The sequence below is a fragment of the Bdellovibrio sp. HCB-162 genome, assembly GCF_047344985.1.
Taxonomy (GTDB): Bacteria; Bdellovibrionota; Bdellovibrionia; order Bdellovibrionales; family Bdellovibrionaceae; genus Bdellovibrio.
Genome location: NZ_CP178861.1, coordinates 2,845,810 through 2,862,941 on the forward strand (window position 1 = coordinate 2,845,810; position 17,132 = coordinate 2,862,941).

The 17,132-nt window shown below is 45.2% G+C and carries 13 protein-coding genes; 7 read left to right on the forward strand and 6 right to left on the reverse strand.

Translation table 11 applies throughout. From position 1 onward, the window contains the following. Nucleotides 1-7 precede the first annotated feature (7 nt). Both ACLSSO_RS13730 and ACLSSO_RS13735 read right to left on the reverse strand, forming a co-directional pair. On the reverse strand, nt 8-484 hold the full coding sequence (locus ACLSSO_RS13730; RefSeq protein ID WP_413943159.1) for a hypothetical protein: 477 nt from the start codon (nt 482-484) through the stop codon (nt 8-10). Further along, entirely contained in the window at nt 481-1,692 is a 1,212-nt protein-coding gene (locus ACLSSO_RS13735) for a TolC family protein (RefSeq protein WP_413943160.1), read from the reverse strand. The genes ACLSSO_RS13730 and ACLSSO_RS13735 overlap by 4 nt, the downstream gene beginning before the upstream one ends. 626 nt (nt 1,693-2,318) lie before the next feature. On the opposite strand from ACLSSO_RS13735, the gene ACLSSO_RS13740 reads away from it, so the two are divergent. Then, complete coding sequence (locus ACLSSO_RS13740; protein ID WP_295903305.1) at nt 2,319-2,756, forward strand: hypothetical protein; 438 nt, start codon at nt 2,319-2,321, stop codon at nt 2,754-2,756. 57 nt (nt 2,757-2,813) lie between these two features. On the opposite strand, the gene ACLSSO_RS13745 is transcribed toward ACLSSO_RS13740, so the two are convergent. Next, nucleotides 2,814-3,335, reverse strand: coding sequence for a hypothetical protein (locus tag ACLSSO_RS13745; protein ID WP_295903307.1), 522 nt, complete (start codon nt 3,333-3,335; stop codon nt 2,814-2,816). 203 nt (nt 3,336-3,538) lie between these two features. Between ACLSSO_RS13745 and ACLSSO_RS13750 the strand changes: the two genes are divergently transcribed. The 5 genes from ACLSSO_RS13750 to ACLSSO_RS13770 all read left to right on the forward strand — a co-directional run bounded on the left by ACLSSO_RS13750 (nt 3,539) and on the right by ACLSSO_RS13770 (nt 10,523). Continuing rightward, complete coding sequence (locus tag ACLSSO_RS13750) at nt 3,539-5,002, forward strand: xanthine dehydrogenase small subunit (RefSeq protein WP_413943161.1); 1,464 nt, start codon at nt 3,539-3,541, stop codon at nt 5,000-5,002. After that, nucleotides 4,993-7,317, forward strand: a complete 2,325-nt coding sequence (gene xdhB / locus ACLSSO_RS13755; RefSeq protein WP_413943162.1) for a xanthine dehydrogenase molybdopterin binding subunit — start codon at nt 4,993-4,995, stop codon at nt 7,315-7,317. Before ACLSSO_RS13750 ends, xdhB begins: the two co-directional genes overlap by 10 nt. Continuing rightward, complete coding sequence (locus tag ACLSSO_RS13760) at nt 7,310-8,125, forward strand: XdhC family protein (RefSeq protein ID WP_413943163.1); 816 nt, start codon at nt 7,310-7,312, stop codon at nt 8,123-8,125. Before xdhB ends, ACLSSO_RS13760 begins: the two co-directional genes overlap by 8 nt. 10 nt (nt 8,126-8,135) lie before the next feature. Further along, nucleotides 8,136-9,902 carry an adenine deaminase gene (adeD, locus tag ACLSSO_RS13765; RefSeq protein WP_413943164.1) on the forward strand — a complete coding sequence of 589 codons (1,767 nt, stop codon included), beginning with the start codon at nt 8,136-8,138 and terminating at the stop codon, nt 9,900-9,902. A 93-nt stretch (nt 9,903-9,995) separates the two neighbouring features. Then, nucleotides 9,996-10,523 (forward strand): hypothetical protein, encoded by a 528-nt coding sequence (locus ACLSSO_RS13770; protein WP_413943165.1) that lies wholly within the window; start codon nt 9,996-9,998, stop codon nt 10,521-10,523. On the opposite strand, the gene ACLSSO_RS13775 is transcribed toward ACLSSO_RS13770, so the two are convergent. Both ACLSSO_RS13775 and ACLSSO_RS13780 read right to left on the reverse strand, forming a co-directional pair. Continuing rightward, nucleotides 10,520-10,783 carry a hypothetical protein gene (locus ACLSSO_RS13775; protein WP_413943166.1) on the reverse strand — a complete coding sequence of 88 codons (264 nt, stop codon included), beginning with the start codon at nt 10,781-10,783 and terminating at the stop codon, nt 10,520-10,522. The two genes, ACLSSO_RS13770 and ACLSSO_RS13775, sit on opposite strands and share 4 nt — an antisense overlap. Then, on the reverse strand, nt 10,780-11,673 hold the full coding sequence (locus tag ACLSSO_RS13780; RefSeq protein ID WP_295905781.1) for a S1 family peptidase: 894 nt from the start codon (nt 11,671-11,673) through the stop codon (nt 10,780-10,782). Before ACLSSO_RS13780 ends, ACLSSO_RS13775 begins: the two co-directional genes overlap by 4 nt. Before the next feature lie 128 nt (nt 11,674-11,801). Between ACLSSO_RS13780 and ACLSSO_RS13785 the strand changes: the two genes are divergently transcribed. Then, on the forward strand, nt 11,802-13,352 hold the full coding sequence (locus ACLSSO_RS13785; RefSeq protein WP_295905780.1) for an acyl-CoA dehydrogenase family protein: 1,551 nt from the start codon (nt 11,802-11,804) through the stop codon (nt 13,350-13,352). An 84-nt stretch (nt 13,353-13,436) separates the two neighbouring features. Here the strand turns inward: ACLSSO_RS13785 and ACLSSO_RS13790 are convergent, their stop codons facing one another. After that, nucleotides 13,437-16,769 carry a hypothetical protein gene (locus ACLSSO_RS13790; RefSeq protein ID WP_413943167.1) on the reverse strand — a complete coding sequence of 1,111 codons (3,333 nt, stop codon included), beginning with the start codon at nt 16,767-16,769 and terminating at the stop codon, nt 13,437-13,439. Nucleotides 16,770-17,132: the final 363 nt, after the last annotated feature.

Consider the following 17,132-nt stretch of genomic DNA (forward strand, 5'->3'; position numbering starts at 1 on the left):
AATATCCTTAGTGGCTGTGCCCCTCAGGAGCACCGCCTGATGCTACGATTTCGGCGGTTCTTAAAAAGCCAACTCCTTGCACAACGACCTCATCGCCAGCTTGCAAGTCCTTTGATTTGATTTTTACTTGAGAACCGTTTTTCGAAATTGTGTCAAAATCAATGCGCTTGTAAAAGCCTTCGCGCACTCGATAGAGATTCACTTCTTCGCCGGAATATAAAACGGCACTGGCAGGAATTTCCCAAGAGACCGCCCCTTTTAAAGCCACCGTTTTAAGTTCAAAGTTCTTAAGAGCTTCCGGAGAAAGTTTAAATCCGTCATGCTCGTCAAAAGACGTAATTCCTTTATCAGGTCCTACGCTGCCATTTTCTTCGGACTCGTCACCACCATGCTCATGACTCTCTTCGTGATCGTGACCTTCACTAGCAACGGCGGTCCATCCATAAATAGCTACGCAAAATACAATAATTAAGATTTTTTTCATAAATTTAACTCCACCGATTCGCCCTGAAGAATGCGCAAATCTAAATAAGCTTCCGCGGCTTTTGTTTCCCTTTCACTGCGGGTCTTTTCAAAATCCACCAAGGAACGATGCGCCTCAATCACCAGGGAGCTTGGCACCACTCCACGAGCAAAAAGACTTTCCATACGCTGGTGATTTTTATCGAGCACTTTTCCCGTCGGTGTTTCTTCTAAAGCTTTCACGGAGCGCCGATAGATTTTTAGAAGTCGATCTTTTTCTGCCTGCAGTTCCTGAAGAGCTAAGTTCTTGCGAGTCTCTGCTGACTGTAAAAGAGCATTGGCCGTCGCCTTGTTCCCACCATTCAGGCTTAAAACCGGCAAAGGCATGCTTAAATTCACACCATAATGTTCCGTATTTTTCCCATCTTCTTTTGTAAACTTCGCTGACGGACCGATGCTCATTGTGGGCCAAGCATCTCCGCGCGCTTTCGTCAATTCACCCTGAGCAATACGAATTTCCGAATCATAAAGAGCTAAAAGCGGCGACGATTTCAGATCAGCATTGTGATTCTCAAGAACCGGCCATTTTGCGCTTGTCGTTGGAAGAGTTTTTTTAATCACCTCAAGGCTTAATCCGGTGTTGATTTGGAAATACGATTCTAAGCTCGCCAGCTCTTCATCGTATTCCATTTTCTTAAATCCATAATCTCCTTTAGCGACTCTAAAAACCGTCAAAGTCACCTCTTGCTCTGGAGATCGCAGCGGTCGGGACTCATACTGCTTCACTAGTTTCGTGAATGTTTCTAGCGATTCTTCCATTAAACCTTGTTCGGAATAAAACTGACGAAGACGCAAAAGCTTTAAAAGAGTCTGTTTACGCACTTGAGCTTTGGCTAAGAACAACTCTTGCTCCGCCCGGCCAGCTTCACCCTCTGCCACTTCCTTACGCCCTTTGCGTTTCCCGCCAAGCTCAATCGGAAATGCCAAAGAGACATCCGTTTCATCTTTTACACTATCGACACTAAGTTCAGGATTCAAAAGCTGAGTTGCGGCGCCAGTAGCAGCTCTTTTCGCATTCACCATGGATTCTGCACGTAAAACTTCAGGAGAACGCGATTCGGCGCACGCGATAATTTGTTGATAAGTCGTTACATTGCCACAGGCCTCTGTTTTCGCCCATGCCATGGACGAAACAAAAAGAGCCAGTGGAACTAATCTTAAATAAGACATAGGTCACACCTTTTAAATTTTTATTTAAATTAAATTCGCGGAAAACTAAGCGGTGTGCTTGGGAGGCTGAAATGGACCGTCGATCGAGCGGTCTAAAAGATTCTTATTTTTTTGAGTATAAAGGGAACCTAAAATCAAAGGCGACGCTAAACCCGTGTCTTCAGATGACAATAAAATTGCACAATGTCCTAAGTGACAATGCCCCGTTGCGCAAGGGTCCACATCTTGGTGTTCGCAATTTGTCGCCGAATCATGCCATTCAGTTTGTAATGAAACTTCGACCGAAGTTTTTTCTTGATGAAGATGAAAGGAGAGTGCATTTCCGACCAGAACCGAAGCCAGGGATACAACAAGCGTTAGAAAAATAAAGGATCGAAACACTCTGTTCACACCAGAAATATATGCTAAATAAGCTTCCCATTACAAGTTCTTTACCGAGAAATAACAATATCTCTCAGTCTGAGATTTATTGTCACAAAAGTTCCTCGTCTTTCCTAATGCAATTGCAAGGAACTTGCTCCCTCAATGCAAGTGAACTGCGACTATGTAAAACCCCACAGTTTTGGGTTTTATTTTGTCTGGTCTTTATTCCTGTATAAAACTTCCTCCACTAATACGGAGGAAAAATGAAATATCTATTATCAACAGCCCTAATACTATTCACCTGCACTCAAGCTTTTGCTGCGGAGATCACGCCAGGCAATCTGGTAGGACGCTACAAAGTGGAAGCGAAAGCGGGATTCCAACGCGTTTATTTAAACTTTCGCGTTGTAAATACCAAAGAATTTGAACTGCAAAGAACTTATCCTGACGGCCACGGCGATGAAGTCTGCAACGGCACCTACTCGCTCAGCCCAAGCCTTTTCTGGGAGGATATCATTCTTGCTAGCGGCAAAACCTTCCAAGGTGTCTTTAGCTGCCCAAGTAATCGCTCTCGCAGCATCAACTTCAATATCGATTTTGAAAATAAAACGACGGATGATCTTTCTCAAGGTACGAGCGTGACCGTGACGAGCTCTTTAGCTCCAGGCCGACGTATCAACGCTTACGTGAAGAAACAATAGAAAATAAAAAAGCCCTTCAAATGCTGAAGGGCTTTCCTCTCAACTTAGCAGGCTCCACTAATCTACGGCTTCAATTCTTAATTTATCAATGCCCACTTGAACACCAACACCTTTAAGCAGTTGTAGCGAAATGTTAAACGCCAACTGCGGCAATCCAACTTTCACCGCCGTGAAAGCTCCGACACCGCCAATAATAGCCGCTTCACCTTGAGCTACTTTGTACTTACCAAGAATCACGCTAGGTGATGAATTAAATAAACTGATTTCTGAAGACACACCGGCAAGTTTGAAGTAACCAGCTCCCACTGTGGGACCCAACCAGTGATGGCCAATGGTGATCTTAACGTTTTGACTGTAATGCTTATTCACAAGGCCTTTGCACGTCAAAGTTCCGTAAGCCACGGTTGAAAAATGGCCCACGATAACTTTAAGTCCTTTGGAAGTACCCTTAAAAGCAAGCCCGCACGCCCAGGCGCGGCCATTGATGGATGCATCTCCTTGAGTTTGAGAATCTGCGGACTCTGCATGGGCAAAGACGCCCGCTAGACTTAACGCCAAAATCACAGCTAACTTTTTCATCGCTTTCTCCTTGTTGCGAGTTGTTCTTGCCCTCTATGAAGAGCCAACCCACTAAGAGAAGCAAGCCAACGGATGAAAGACATATCAAAGACGTTCCGGCTGCGTTCCTTTTCCGACGAGAGTTGGTAAGAACCCACCGCGCTTTTGCCGCCTCACACTGAATAAATCTTGTATTGACTGTCATTTTGTGAGAGCAATTTTAAATGGCGCAATCAACAATTCGTAATCAAATCCATCTTCTTATCAACGGTGTCGAACACACCATTGGCGGCGACGAAGCTTTTCTGCCTTTGGCGCAATATCTTCGCTATCATGCTCTTCTTCCGGGGACAAAAGTCGTCTGCGCTGAAGGTGACTGCGGAGCCTGCACGTCTCTTGTGGCGCGTTGGAATGAGGGATCTTGGTCCGCCTTTCAAACTTTGAACTCCTGCATCGCCCCCGTTTATCTTTTCGACCTGGCTTCAGTTGTCACGGTGGAAGGCCTCGCCATGGAGGAAGAGCTCAGTGAAGTGCAAAGCAAGATGCGCGAATTTCATGGAGGCCAATGCGGTTACTGCACGCCGGGAATGGTTTGCGCCCTTTCAGGACTTGCAGAAAATTGCGTCCAGAAAAAAACTCCGATCACAGAGAAAAAAGCGCGCAATCATCTGACTGGAAATCTTTGCCGCTGCACGGGTTATGAGCCGATTCTTAATTCTGCATTGCACATGGATTTAAAAAAATGGCAGCCGCTAAGCGACAGATACAACACAAGCGCCTCTAAAAGTTCATTTCAAAAAATCGCAGACGATGCGATCGAAATTCAAGGAACTCAAAAGAAAGTCTCCGCTCCAAAAAATTTAAATGAGGCTTTGCGTATTAAGGAGCAAACTCCGCAAGTGCGTTTGGTTTCAGGTGCCACAGACTTAGGAGTCCTTCACAACAAAGGAAAATCCTTTTTAGATCAGGTCTTAGTCGTCAATCGCATTCCCGAACTGGCAAAGCTTGAAACAACGGACAAAGGCCTTTGGGTTGGCGCAAAAATTTCTTTGACGGAATTTGAAAACTTCGCCGAAGAATCTCATCCTGAACTCAGTCGCTTGATGCGTGTCTTTGCTTCCCCGCAAATCAAAAACCAGGGGACGTTGATCGGCAATGTGCTTAACGGTTCTCCCATTGGTGACAGCATTCCGGGCCTTTTGGCTTTGAATGCAGAAGTTCACCTCCAATCAGCCAAGGGTCACAGAGTTGTTCCTCTGACAGCGTTCTATAAAGGATATAAGTCTTTTGATCTTTTGCCGGAAGAAATGGCCATTGGAATTTTGATTCCTCATCTGCCAAAAACTTGGCGCACGAAGTTTTATAAAGTTTCCCTTCGTAAAGACCTCGATATTTCGGCAGTGACTTTTGCGGCAGCTTTAAAAATTGAAAACAACAGCATTCAAGAAGCGCGCATTGCTTTAGGTGGCGTGGGCCCCACGGTAGTGCGTTTACCGCAGATTGAAAAAACTTTGCAAGGGGCTCAGTTCACCGAACGAGTTTTCAAAAACGCGGGAATGGAAGCTCGTCAACATATCAAACCGATTTCTGATCTGCGTGCGACAGAAGACTATCGTCTGCAAGTCGCCGAAAATCTTTTCCATAAATGTTTTGTTGAACTTCGTGAAGAGGCCGCTGCATGTCCATAGGTCAAAATATCCCCCATGATTCATCTCGTGGCCACGTTACTGGCGGCAGCGTTTTTATTGACGATCGCACTTTGACACAAAAAGAAGTTTTCGTTTTACCCATCGGTGTTCCCGCCGCAGCCGGAACTTTAAAGAAAGTCGATACGGAAGCCGCTATCAAAGCTCCCGGAGTTTTAGCGGCTTTCACAGCCAAAGACTTGCATCACAACATGTGGGGAACCATTGTTCCGGAGCAGCCCATCCTGGTAGATCAAAAAATCGGTTACTATGATGAGCCCGCTGTGATTTTAGTCGGAACATCCATGGATGCTTTGCTGCGCGCAAAACCTTTAGTGAAATTTGAAATCGAAAAATCGCCTGCGATTTTGACTATTGATGAGGCCATCGAAAAGCAGCAGTTTATTTACAAGGCCAATGCTTTCGCATGCGGTAATGTTGAAGATGCTCTTAGAAAATCTCCGCATCGCCTTCAAGGATTTTTCGAGTGTGGCGGCCAAGAGCACTTCTACATGGAGTCACAAGCCTGTATCGCCTACCCGCTTGAAGATGGCCAAGTGGAAATTCACTCAAGCTCTCAACATCCCAGTGAAACTCAACACGTGGTTGCAGAAGCTTTGGGTCTTCAACTGCATGAAGTCGTTTGCATCGTCAAACGCATGGGTGGAGGTTTCGGCGGCAAAGAAAGTCAGGCGGCTCCGTTTGCAGCAATGGCAGCTTTAGTTGCACAAAAAATGCAACGCCCTGCTCGCCTTTGCCTTTCAAAAGACGACGACATGGTGATGACCGGAAAACGCCATCCGTTTAAGAATTTCTATGAAATCGGTTTCGATAATGAAGGTCGCATCTTGGGTCTCAAAGCCCAGCTCTATGCTGATGGTGGTGCTTATGCCGATCTTTCAAGTTCTATTCTAGATCGAGCGATGTTTCATATTGATGGCGCCTATTATCTTCCCAATGCTCACATTGAAGGCTTTGTCGTTCGCACAAATATGCACTCGAACACCGCATTCCGCGGCTTCGGCGGCCCTCAAGGCACAATGACCATTGAAAGTCTTATTGAGGACATCGCAAAACATTTAAAAATAGATGCACTGACAGTGCGTGAGCGCAACTGCTATGGCCAAGAGAAAAACAATGTCACTCACTACGGCCAAAAATTGGATCACAATCCCTTGCCAGAGCTTTTCACTCGTTTGAAAAACGACAGCGACTATCTTAAACGCCGTGAAGAGATCGAAAAATTCAATTCGCTTAATAATGGCAAGGTCCGCGGTCTTTCAATGACGGCGACAAAGTTTGGTATCGCCTTCACAGCTCGCTTCCTAAATCAGGGAAATTCTTTGGTGAATGTGCATAAAGATGGAACTGTGCAAGTTTCAACGGGTGCAACGGAGATGGGTCAGGGGGTAAACACCAAGATTCAACAAATCGTGGCTCACGCTTTCGGGATTCCAGCTCCCGATGTCAAAGTGATGGCGACCTCCACGGAGAAAAATCACAACACTTCGCCCACAGCGGCGTCGAGCGGTTCTGATATCAACGGTTCAGCGGCTTTGAAAGCCAGCCTAGAAATTAAAAAACGCCTGGCGTGGCTGTTTCAAAATATTATCGCGGGCACACCGATGAACGATATTGCCGAGTGTCCACCTGTTGACGAAAAACTTCTTCGCCTTGAAGATTTTGATTTCAATCACGGGCAGGTCAAACACTTGCCATCAGGCCAAACACTGCCGTGGGCAGATCTTGTAAAGAAGGCTTATTTAAATCGCATGTCCTTAGGAGAATACGCTCACTTTAAAACGGAAGGTCTTGGTTTCGACAAAGCGCGCAGCATGGGAACGCCTTTTAGCTATTTCACAAACGGTGTGGCCTTAAGCGAAGTGCAACTTGATACATGGACCGGAGAATACAAAGTTTTAAGAACAGATATTCTCATGGATCTGGGACGTCCATTAAATCCTGGCATTGATCGCGGCCAGGTCACCGGTGCCTTCGTACAAGGCATGGGTTGGGTGACATCCGAAAAACTTTTCTATAACAAAGACGGAAGACTTTTAAGTCACTCTCCAACGACTTACAAAATCCCCAACATTCAAGACACCCCTCGCGTTTTCAATATCGAATTTATTGAGAATCACGAAAACCGTCAGAATGTCCACCGCTCGAAAGCCGTCGGTGAACCACCGTTCTTATTGGGAATCAGCGTATGGACGGCCTTGAAAGATGCTTTGAAATACAAGACGTCAAAAATTCCAAATATTAAATCTCCGGCAACACCCGAAGAACTTTTAATGGAGCTAGCTCGCTATGAGTAAAGGAAATTTCGAAGATTTTCTAGGCGCAATGTCGGCCCTTCAGAAAAAGGGAAAAACTTTTGTTGTTGTCACTTTGGTAAAACAAATCGGCTCTTCCCCGCAAGAGGTTGGAGCCCGCGCGATCATCAGCGCTGACGGCCTTGAATACGGAACCGTCGGCGGCGGCAAGGTTGAAAACCGCGCCATTCAAGAAGCCAAAAAAATGATCACAGAAAAAACGCGTTACTTATTTACCGATTGGAACTTACAAAAAGACATCGGTATGACTTGCGGTGGAGTGGTGAGTTTCTTTTTTGAACTCTTTGAACAAGAGCACCCCTTTCACGTCGCCGTGTTTGGCGCAGGCCACATTGCCCAAGAATTCGTTCGCCTACTTTTAAAGCTCGACTGCAAGGTCTCTTGTTTTGATCCGCGCCGTGAATGGCTGGACAAACTTCCAACGTCTTCCAAGCTCACGACTCTTTGCACAGAGGATATGGCAGGCGAAGTAACAAAACTTCCCGAGAGATCTTTTGTCACACTGATGACGATGGGACACGGCACGGATTTACCAGTTCTAATTGAAACGATGAAACACCGTGATCGTTTCAGCTATGTTGGGAACGTCGGAAGTCATCAAAAGTATTTACGTCTGCGCAACGATCTGAAACAAGCCGGCATCCCTGAAGACGTGATTGAAAAGTTTTATTGCCCGATGGGTGAAGACTTTGGTGGCAACTCTCCGGTTGAAATCGCCTTTAGCATCATTGCGCAAATTTTAAGAACAAAAGATCAGATCTTTGGTAGAAGCAACGAAGCTTCAACATAAAGGAATATCCATGGCCACTTCTTTGGCAAAAAAGAAAACTCAAAAAATTTCTTCTCGAGAATTGCCAGAGCGCCTGGCTCAAGCCCGTGGTGACGCAGAACTTGATATGCTTATCACCAATGTCCAAATGCTGGATGTGATCACCGGAGAAACCTATCCCACGGCCATTGCTATTGGTGGAGAATTCATCGTTGGCGTTGGTCTTGAATATCTTGGAAGTCCTGCAAAACGCGTTTACGACGGCCAAGGTCTTTTCGTGACACCGGGTTTTATTGACGGACACTTGCACATTGAATCTTCAATGATGTCGCCGTTTGAATTTGAAAAAGCGACTTTGCCTTTAGGCACAACCACAGCCATCTGTGATCCGCACGAAATCACAAATGTTCTGGGGGGAAAAGGTTTTGAGTGGTTTTTAAGAAGTTCTGAACTCATGCACCAAAATCTTTTTGTACAAATGTCATCTTGCGTACCCGCTCTTCCCGGTTTTGAAACAACAGGAAGTGATTTTCCTTTAGAAGAAATGAAAACGCACAGGGACCATCCTTCCGTTTTGGGTCTAGCTGAAATGATGAATTTCCCAGGCGTGATCCATGCGAATAAAGAAGTGCTCGCGAAAATTGAAGCCTTTGACGACCTGAACCTCGACGGCCATGCGCCCCTGTTAAGAGGTAAAGCTTTGAATGCCTACCTTCTGGCTGGAATTCAAAACTGTCACGAAACCGTGACGATCGAAGAAGGGCGAGAAAAACTGCAAAAAGGAATGGGCCTTATCATTCGTGAAGGCAGTGTCGCAAAAAATTTAAAAACGCTCGCGCCTTTAGTAAACGATTTTTCGTCTGCGCAATGTCTTCTTTGCACGGATGATCGTAATCCTTTTGAAATCGCGCATGAAGGTCACATTAATTTTTTAATCCGCGAACTCATTAATAAGCACAATGTTCCGGTGCATGTGGCTTATCGCCTCGCGACTTATTCCGCAGCCAAGCACTTTGGTTTAAAGCGTTTAGGCCTGGTCGCTCCGGGTAAAAAAGCGGATTTAGTTTTAATCTCAGACCTAAAACAAGTCCACATTCAAGAAGTGATGATCGGTGGAAAACTTGTTTCAGAACTTTCTTTGGAAAATCACGTTCAAGAAAAATTAAAAAAATCTCTTCCGCCCTTAGAAAACACGATGAAGCGTGCCCTTTTAACTGCCGCAGATCTTCAGTACAAACTCACTGCGGGTGGCTACAATGTGATTGAAATCGTGCCTCATGAAATCATCACAAAGCACTTAACTGTTCGCTATGATGGTCAAAAGTTCTTAGAAAATGATGTTCTTTATATGGCGAATATCGAGCGTTACGGCAAAGGTTTACCACCGGGCTTAGGATTGGTGAAAGGCCTTGGTTTAAAGAGCGGCGCTTTGGCAAGTTCTGTAGCTCATGATTCACACAATCTTATGGTGATTGGCACAAACGCCGAAGATATGGCTCTTGCGGCGAACACGCTTATCGACTGTGGCGGCGGTTTCGTTGTTGTCGATCAAGGGAAAGTGCAAGCTCTTGTGAAACTGCCTATCGCAGGACTTTTGAGTTTGCAAAGTGCTGAAGAAATAAAAACCGGCATTGAAGATCTGAAGCAGGCATTCCGCAAGCTTGGAGTCGTACTGGATGAACCTTTTATTCAGATGGCTTTCTTAGCTCTTCCGGTGATTCCGACATTGAAGCTGACAGACCGAGGTCTTGTCGACGTGACAAAGTTTGAATTCATTCCACTTTATCAAGAGGCTTAACAAGCCTCTTGCTGTTTTCTGTCACATCTTTTGTCGTCTGCATGATTTTGCCGTTCCAAAGGCTCATAATTCTAATGAAAGAAGGAGCTTTTTATGGAACTCGAAAAACAGAGAAAACCCACAACACCTCCCTCTAATGTAACTCCACTTCCTACTGAGGCGACAAAAACCTATCAGGCCCAACCCACAAAAACGTTTGTACCAATTCAGAAAAATTACTCCCAGGAAGTCTGCGTGATCATGGGTGTACTTTTGCTGATCACGGGACTTGTTGGTTTTGTTGTCGACAATCTTCTTGGCGCACACCTCAGTTATACACATAACGCCATCCACGTGGCCTCAGGTGCCCTGGCTTTATGGTTTGGTTTTGACAGTCTTGCGAATGCTAAAAGGTTTAGTTACGTCTTCGGAACGATCTATGGGCTCTTAGGAATTGTGGGCTTTGCCCTAGGCCGCGAAGGCCTGCCCGATGTCGGCAATATTGTAGAGGACCGCTATCTTTGGAAAGCCATTCCAAAAGTTTTGGAGTTCGGCACCGTTGATCACGTTTTGCATATCATCTTTGCTGCCGTATTTATTTTAGGAGCCGTGATGACATTCAAACGCTTTCAAAGAATTTAACCTTCACGGCGAAGGATTTCCTCCACCACACTTTCAACGGTGGCGTCACGGGACATTGTCAGTTTGTTGGAAACAATCAAAGTGATTTTTTGCGGAGGACAAAACCGTTGGCAGGACGTTGTTTGGACCTGCCATTGAACTTCCGGTTTTCTTTCGGAGAGTTCCCGCTGAACAGCTTCGACGAAGTCTTTCAACGAAAACCCAGGGTCTGTCGCCGAGCCTTTTGCGCAGCTCGCACAGATCTCAATATGTTTTATCATTTCATTTTCTGCATTACTTCCGCAATCCACGTCTTATAGTAGACTGCATTCGTGTAAACGCCAACACCATCGCAAAGCTGGCTGCCACGACTTGTAACACCGAAAAGATAATATTGTCCATTTTGCTCGATATAAGCTGGACCGCCAGAATCACCGGCACATGTGCCATGACCTTTAGATTCATCCAAACGAACTTCGCTCATTTGAATAGATGAAATCGGAGCTTTTGTTTCACGAAGAACGCCGTCACCTGACATATCAACTTTAAGGCAATTCTTAAGATTGTCGTCACACATGACTTCGCCGTACTCCAAAGCTTCGTCTAAGTTTTTAACTTTTTTCGGATCGATAGGTTCAACATCGACTTGAGACACGCCGTAACCTGCAACTGTGACAACAGTTCCACGGCGAAGAACATTTGAGTCTGCAAGCATTTGCACAGGTTTGTAACCTGCTGGCAGAGTTCCCGCGAACTTGATGATAGCGATATCGCCCCAGTCAGATTGCTTTTCTTCATGCTCTTCCGGTTTGTAAGAGTCATGGTATTTCACATCAACGACTTTACGAACAACTTCTTGAAGAACGTCAGGTTCACGAGTCGCCATGGCGGCATCCACGTCCACACCGAAAACGACTTTCAATTTTGAAGGCTTTGTTTGCACGCAGTGAGCGGCTGTTAAAACAAAATTTTCAGCAATAAGAGAACCTGTGCAGATCGCGTTGTCTTGGAGATCATAAATTCCTACGATTCCGGAAGCCAAAGGAGCTTTTTCCGAAACTAAAGTCCCGCCCATAATTCCCGTTCCAGTTGTCGTCTCGACCTCAGGTTGAGATTTAAGTCCACAGGACACCAAAGCAATCAAGCTGATAGCTAATAAAATACGGGCCACGGCCCCTCCCTCTAAAATGAGGGGCTCTTATAGGCACTCCCTTACAAAACGGCAAGAATTTTCTTAAAAAAGGCGAGGCAGTTGACATATTCTTGTCCCCCTTCCTCTGAAAGCCTAAACTATCGGGTATGAAAAACTTTTATCAAGACGGCCCAAGCCTATCGAACACGTATCGTGCAGATGAAACTCTGCAAAAGTTTTTAAAAAAAGTCCTCCCTCCTGACGCACAAAAGGAAGCTCTGCCCCACCTCGATCACCTCGGGGAAAGAGCCGTCACAGACATGCTTCAATGGGCCCAAGAAGCCGAGGCTCAACCACCTCAACATATTCCTTTCGATCCTTGGGGTCGTCGTATTGACGACATCAAAACTTCGAACGGCTGGAAGCAACTCGAAAAAGTCGCCGCCGAAGAAGGTATCGTTGCCACGGCTTACGAAAGAAAGTTCGGAGCCTTCTCTCGTGTCTATCAAATGGCTTTGCTTTATTTGTATTCGCCAAGCTCGGCGATTTTTTCTTGTCCTTTGGCAATGACGGACGGCGCGGCCCGCGCTCTGGAAATTTATGCTGGCAATGACCTGAAAGAAAGAGCTCTGCCTCACCTTTTATCCAAAGATCCAAAAAACTTTTGGACGGCCGGACAATGGATGACGGAAAGAACTGGCGGCTCTGATGTGAGCGGCACTTCTACAGACGCTCATCCCTTTAAAGAAACCAGCTTGTTTTCAGCGACACACTCGCTGCATGGAACGAAGTGGTTCACTTCAGCAACAACGTCACAAATGGCCTTAACGCTGGCTCGTCCTGATGGAGCCCCCGCCGGCTCCAAGGGGCTCAGCCTTTTTTATCTTGAACTCCGCGACAAGCAAGGACAGCTCAATAATATTCAAATTCATCGTCTGAAAGACAAGCTTGGAACCAAAGCCCTGCCGACGGCGGAGTTGAGTCTTCAGGGGACTCCGGCTCGTATGATCGGCGGTGAAGGTGAAGGAATTAAAAAAATCGCAAGTGTTCTAAATATCACGCGCATCTACAATTCCATCTGCGCAACCGGACACATGCGTCGTGCTTTGGATTTGGCAACCGACTATTCCAAAAAACGCAAAGCCTTCGGTAAGATTCTTATGGATCATCCTCTGCACCGAGAAACGTTGAAAGCTCTTGAAGAAGACTATCGTCGCTGTTTTGCGTTTTGCATGTTTGTTTCTCACCTTCTGGGACAAGAGGAAGTCGGCGAGATTTCGGCCTCACAAAGAGTTTTATTAAGAGCACTGACTCCGATTCTAAAACTTTACACCGCAAAAAAAGCGATTCAAATTTCCAGCGAAGCGGTTGAAATGTTTGGCGGCGCAGGCTACATCGAAGACACGGGACTTCCCCGTCTGCTTCGTGATGCTCAAGTGTTTTCAATTTGGGAAGGCACGACCAATGTGCTTTCTTTAGATATGCTTCGTGCATTTGAAAAAGAACAAGCGCTGCCTGTCCTTCTTGAATATTTCAAGAATTGCCCGGCAATGAAATCGTCCGTCTCTTCATTTGTCGATAAATGGACGGCAATGCAAAAAATCTTAGGGCAGTTGGCGAAAGGTTCCCCTGAGGAGTGGGAAGCCAACGCGAGACGCCTGGCATTTATGGTCGGTGATCTTATGACCGACAACCTCATTTACGAATACGGACTCTAGCCGCTCTGTTACGTCGTTAAAATAGAATAAAAAAAGGCCACTGAAATAATCAGTGGCCTTTGCTTTATGAGCTTTCCAATCAGATTAGAAAGTCACTGGCGTCATATGCGGAACTTTTCCCGCATCGGAGTTACCGATGATCATACCGCGCACTCGTGAGTGACGAGTTGCTGGCTTGAATGGAAGTCCTTTATACAACGGACTTTGCATAACTGGCGCCCAACGACCTTTAGAGTCGATTGTCCACTCGCGGAAGTACATTGAAATCGTTGTACCTTCAATCAAGTAGTCAATAGTCGCACCAGAACCTGCAAGTTTCATGGCTGCTCTGAATGTGAAGAGGTTTTCCGCCATACCTTCACCGAACTGACCATAAGCTGTAGCGAACGCTCTTGGATCCGAGTTCATTGTTTTGTACATCGTTCTTAGAGCGTAGTACATTTTGCTTGCAGCATTTGCTGTGTCACGGTTGACAGAGTTCACGCAAGGACCACCGCGATCCAAGATGCAAAGATCGTATGGATCGTTGCTTGAACGGAAGTAGTCATAAATTTGATCTGTCGAAACGTTGATAAACTCATCTTGGCCCATACGCTGAGCTGCCATCATCAATCTCATCGTGTTCTCATCACTGAAGTTCACGTTGAACTCGATGCCTGTGTAACCCAAGTCTCTGTCAGGCACGCTCACCATCAAAGTATCCAAACCTGTTTTCTTAACAAGTTCACGAATACCTTTTCTGAGGCGATCGCCGTTACTAGACTCGTGTTTGAATGAGTAGCTGTATGTACCGAACATGCTGTCCATACGCGCTTTAGTATCCCAGTTTTCAACTGAGTATTTCGCTCCGTAGAACATAAAGTCTTTTTCTTTATGTTTGAACCAGAAACGAGTGTCCTCTGAATCTGAGAAGATACCGTAGTGCACGCGAGCCGTGTTGCGGTCGATATGCATATCAGATGTCGTGAAGGAAGCGACACGACCTTTGCTATACGTTTTGTCCCAGATGATAGGAATTGCAAGTGACTTGCTGACAACTTTACCCGTAGATACGTTGCGGAAAGTTTCCACTTTCAACACCGGTGCTTTTTCTACGAAGTTTCTAGGTTTGTTGCTTGCGAAAGTTTCAGACGCAAGAACGTTACCACGAATAAGATCTTCGTAAGCTTTTCTACCTGTCTCTGTCGTCAAGTCGAACAAGAATGAGAATCCGTCATCGGCATATTTGAATTCATTCAATGAAAGATTCAAGATCGCCACTTTCGTGAACATAGAGAAACTGTCGAGTTTACCGCGAGTCATCTTCACGTAAGCTCTATCAGATCCTACTTTTTCTACGTAAGTTTCCCATGTACCTGTCGCCAATTTTGCAACACCAACGCCTACCGGACCAATACCTGCTCCAGCAGAGAAGATGATACCGCCGTGACCCATGTATGTGATGCTGTCGCCAGTATCCCAACGATCTAGGTCAGAAGCTTCTTTAGGTACCTGCCAACGTCCGCCCATAGCGTAAGCTTTGTCGAGTGTGCTTACGTAACGAGTCGACTCTGTGTCTTTTCCGATGATCGGCAAGACGCCTACGTAAGCCCAGAAATGATCTAGAACTCCCGTTGCGTTGTCGAACCAGAAGCGCACCTGAGCACCCAGACCTACTTCAAGACTTCCGTAAACAGTTTTTTGGAAACCATCGCGGTAGTCGCCATAGATCAGAGCATCTGAAGACGCCATTGGTTTATAATCGTATTTTACGAATGAAGATTTCGGTTCAACGTCTCTGAATTGAGGCGTCAAGTTCACGATGTAAGAACCGTAGTCAAAGCTCAAGTGGAACAATGGTTTCAACTTAGCTTTAAGTTCGTTCTTTTCTTTTTCTTCAAACTTACCAGTTGTGCTGGTTTCAGCTGTAGAACCAGTTGAGCTTGTAGTGGTTGTTTCACCAGCCGTTGTTGTTTCACCAGCCGTTGTTGTTTCACCAGCTGTTGTGGTTTCGCCGGCAGTAGTCGTTTCACCGGCTGTAGTAGTTTCGAATCCAGTCGTAAAACCAGTTGTTCCGTGGTTCCCGTTGTTTCCGTTATTACCATTGTTGCCGTTATTACCATTGTTGCCGTTATTACCGTTGTTTCCGTTATTTCCGTTATTGCCGTTATTTCCGTTATTGCCGTTGTTACCGTTGTTTCCGTTATTTCCGTTATTTCCGTTGTTTCCGTTGTTTCCGTTATTTCCGTTATTTCCGTTGTTTCCGTTATTTCCGTTGTTTCCGTTGTTTCCGTTATTTCCGTTATTTCCGTTATTGCCGTTATTGCCGTTATTTCCGTTATTTCCGTTGTTTCCGTTATTAACGTTGTTTCCGTTATTACCGTTATTGCCGTTATTAACGTTGTTTCCGTTATTACCGTTATTACCGTTATTAACGTTGTTTCCGTTATTACCGTTATTACCGTTATTTCCGTTATTACCGTTATTGCCGTTATTAACGTTGTTTCCGTTGTTTCCGTTATTGCCGTTATTAACGTTGTTTCCGTTATTACCGTTGTTACCTACAATACCGTTATTTCCAACAATACCACTGGAAGCTGCAACACCGTTGTTACCGTTATTGCCATTGTTAGCATTGTTTGTGTTGTTACCATTATTTCCGTTATTACCGTTGTTGCCATTATTTCCAACAATACCGTTATTTCCAACAATACCACTGGACGCCGCAACACCGTTGTTACCGTTATTGCCATTGTTAGCATTGTTTGTGTTGTTACCATTATTTCCGTTATTACCGTTGTTGCCATTATTTCCAACAATACCGTTATTTCCAACAATACCACTGGACGCCGCAACACCGTTGTTACCATTATTGGCATTATTTCCATTGTTACCATTATTGCCGTTGTTGCCCACGTTTCCTAAAACGCCGGCACTTCCAAGAATGCCAGAGTTTCCGACAACTCCGTTATTTCCGTTATCGCCATTGTTACCGTTGTTTCCGTTATTCCCTGTGACACCGAGAAGTCCAGAACTTCCAACGATCCCAGCGCTTCCAGCAACACCGTTGTTCCCGTTGTCGCCATTGTTGCCGTTATTTCCTACGACACCGTTGTTACCGACGATGCCGGCATTTCCAACAACTCCACTATTGCCATTGTTACCAGCAAAGAATTTCAACTTCGCTTCTGAGCACTGAACCCAGACATTATTCATCAAGCAGCGACCTTCAGCTGTGTTTTGAGCTGAGGGTTTGTGATTAATAAATCCCCCTTGTCCACGAACATCGACGACGGTTCTCGTATTCGAATTTACCGCCTGATTATTTTGGTTGATATTTTTCCAAGCCGGGTTCGCTGAAGGATTATTCGCGAGCGCGAAATTTGCCATCAACGTGACTCCGGCCAAGAAAACAACCTTTCTTGACTTCCCAGTCATGTGCATTCTCCTTTGTGTTTGTTGCTTGTTTTGTGTTCCTTGATGGAAATCTTTAAATCTCACAAAACAAGTTTGGCACTTTAAATAATTGATGGTTTCATTCATTTAATTGACAGCCTCACAACTGTTGGAACACACAATCTATTCTCTTTGCCGCCAAATTATTTTTCTTTTCACACGATTTCTCGAATGAAAAATGCCAATTGAGATCATCACAAACAATTACGGAACACAGCTAGGTTGCCGCTTTAATCATCACCCCGTGTTGCTGCTAAGAAATAAATAATTCGGGAAATGTCATCTTAGTTTCACAACAGTAAAGAACGTTCCGAAAAAATTTATGTTAAGAACCACAGACCAAAT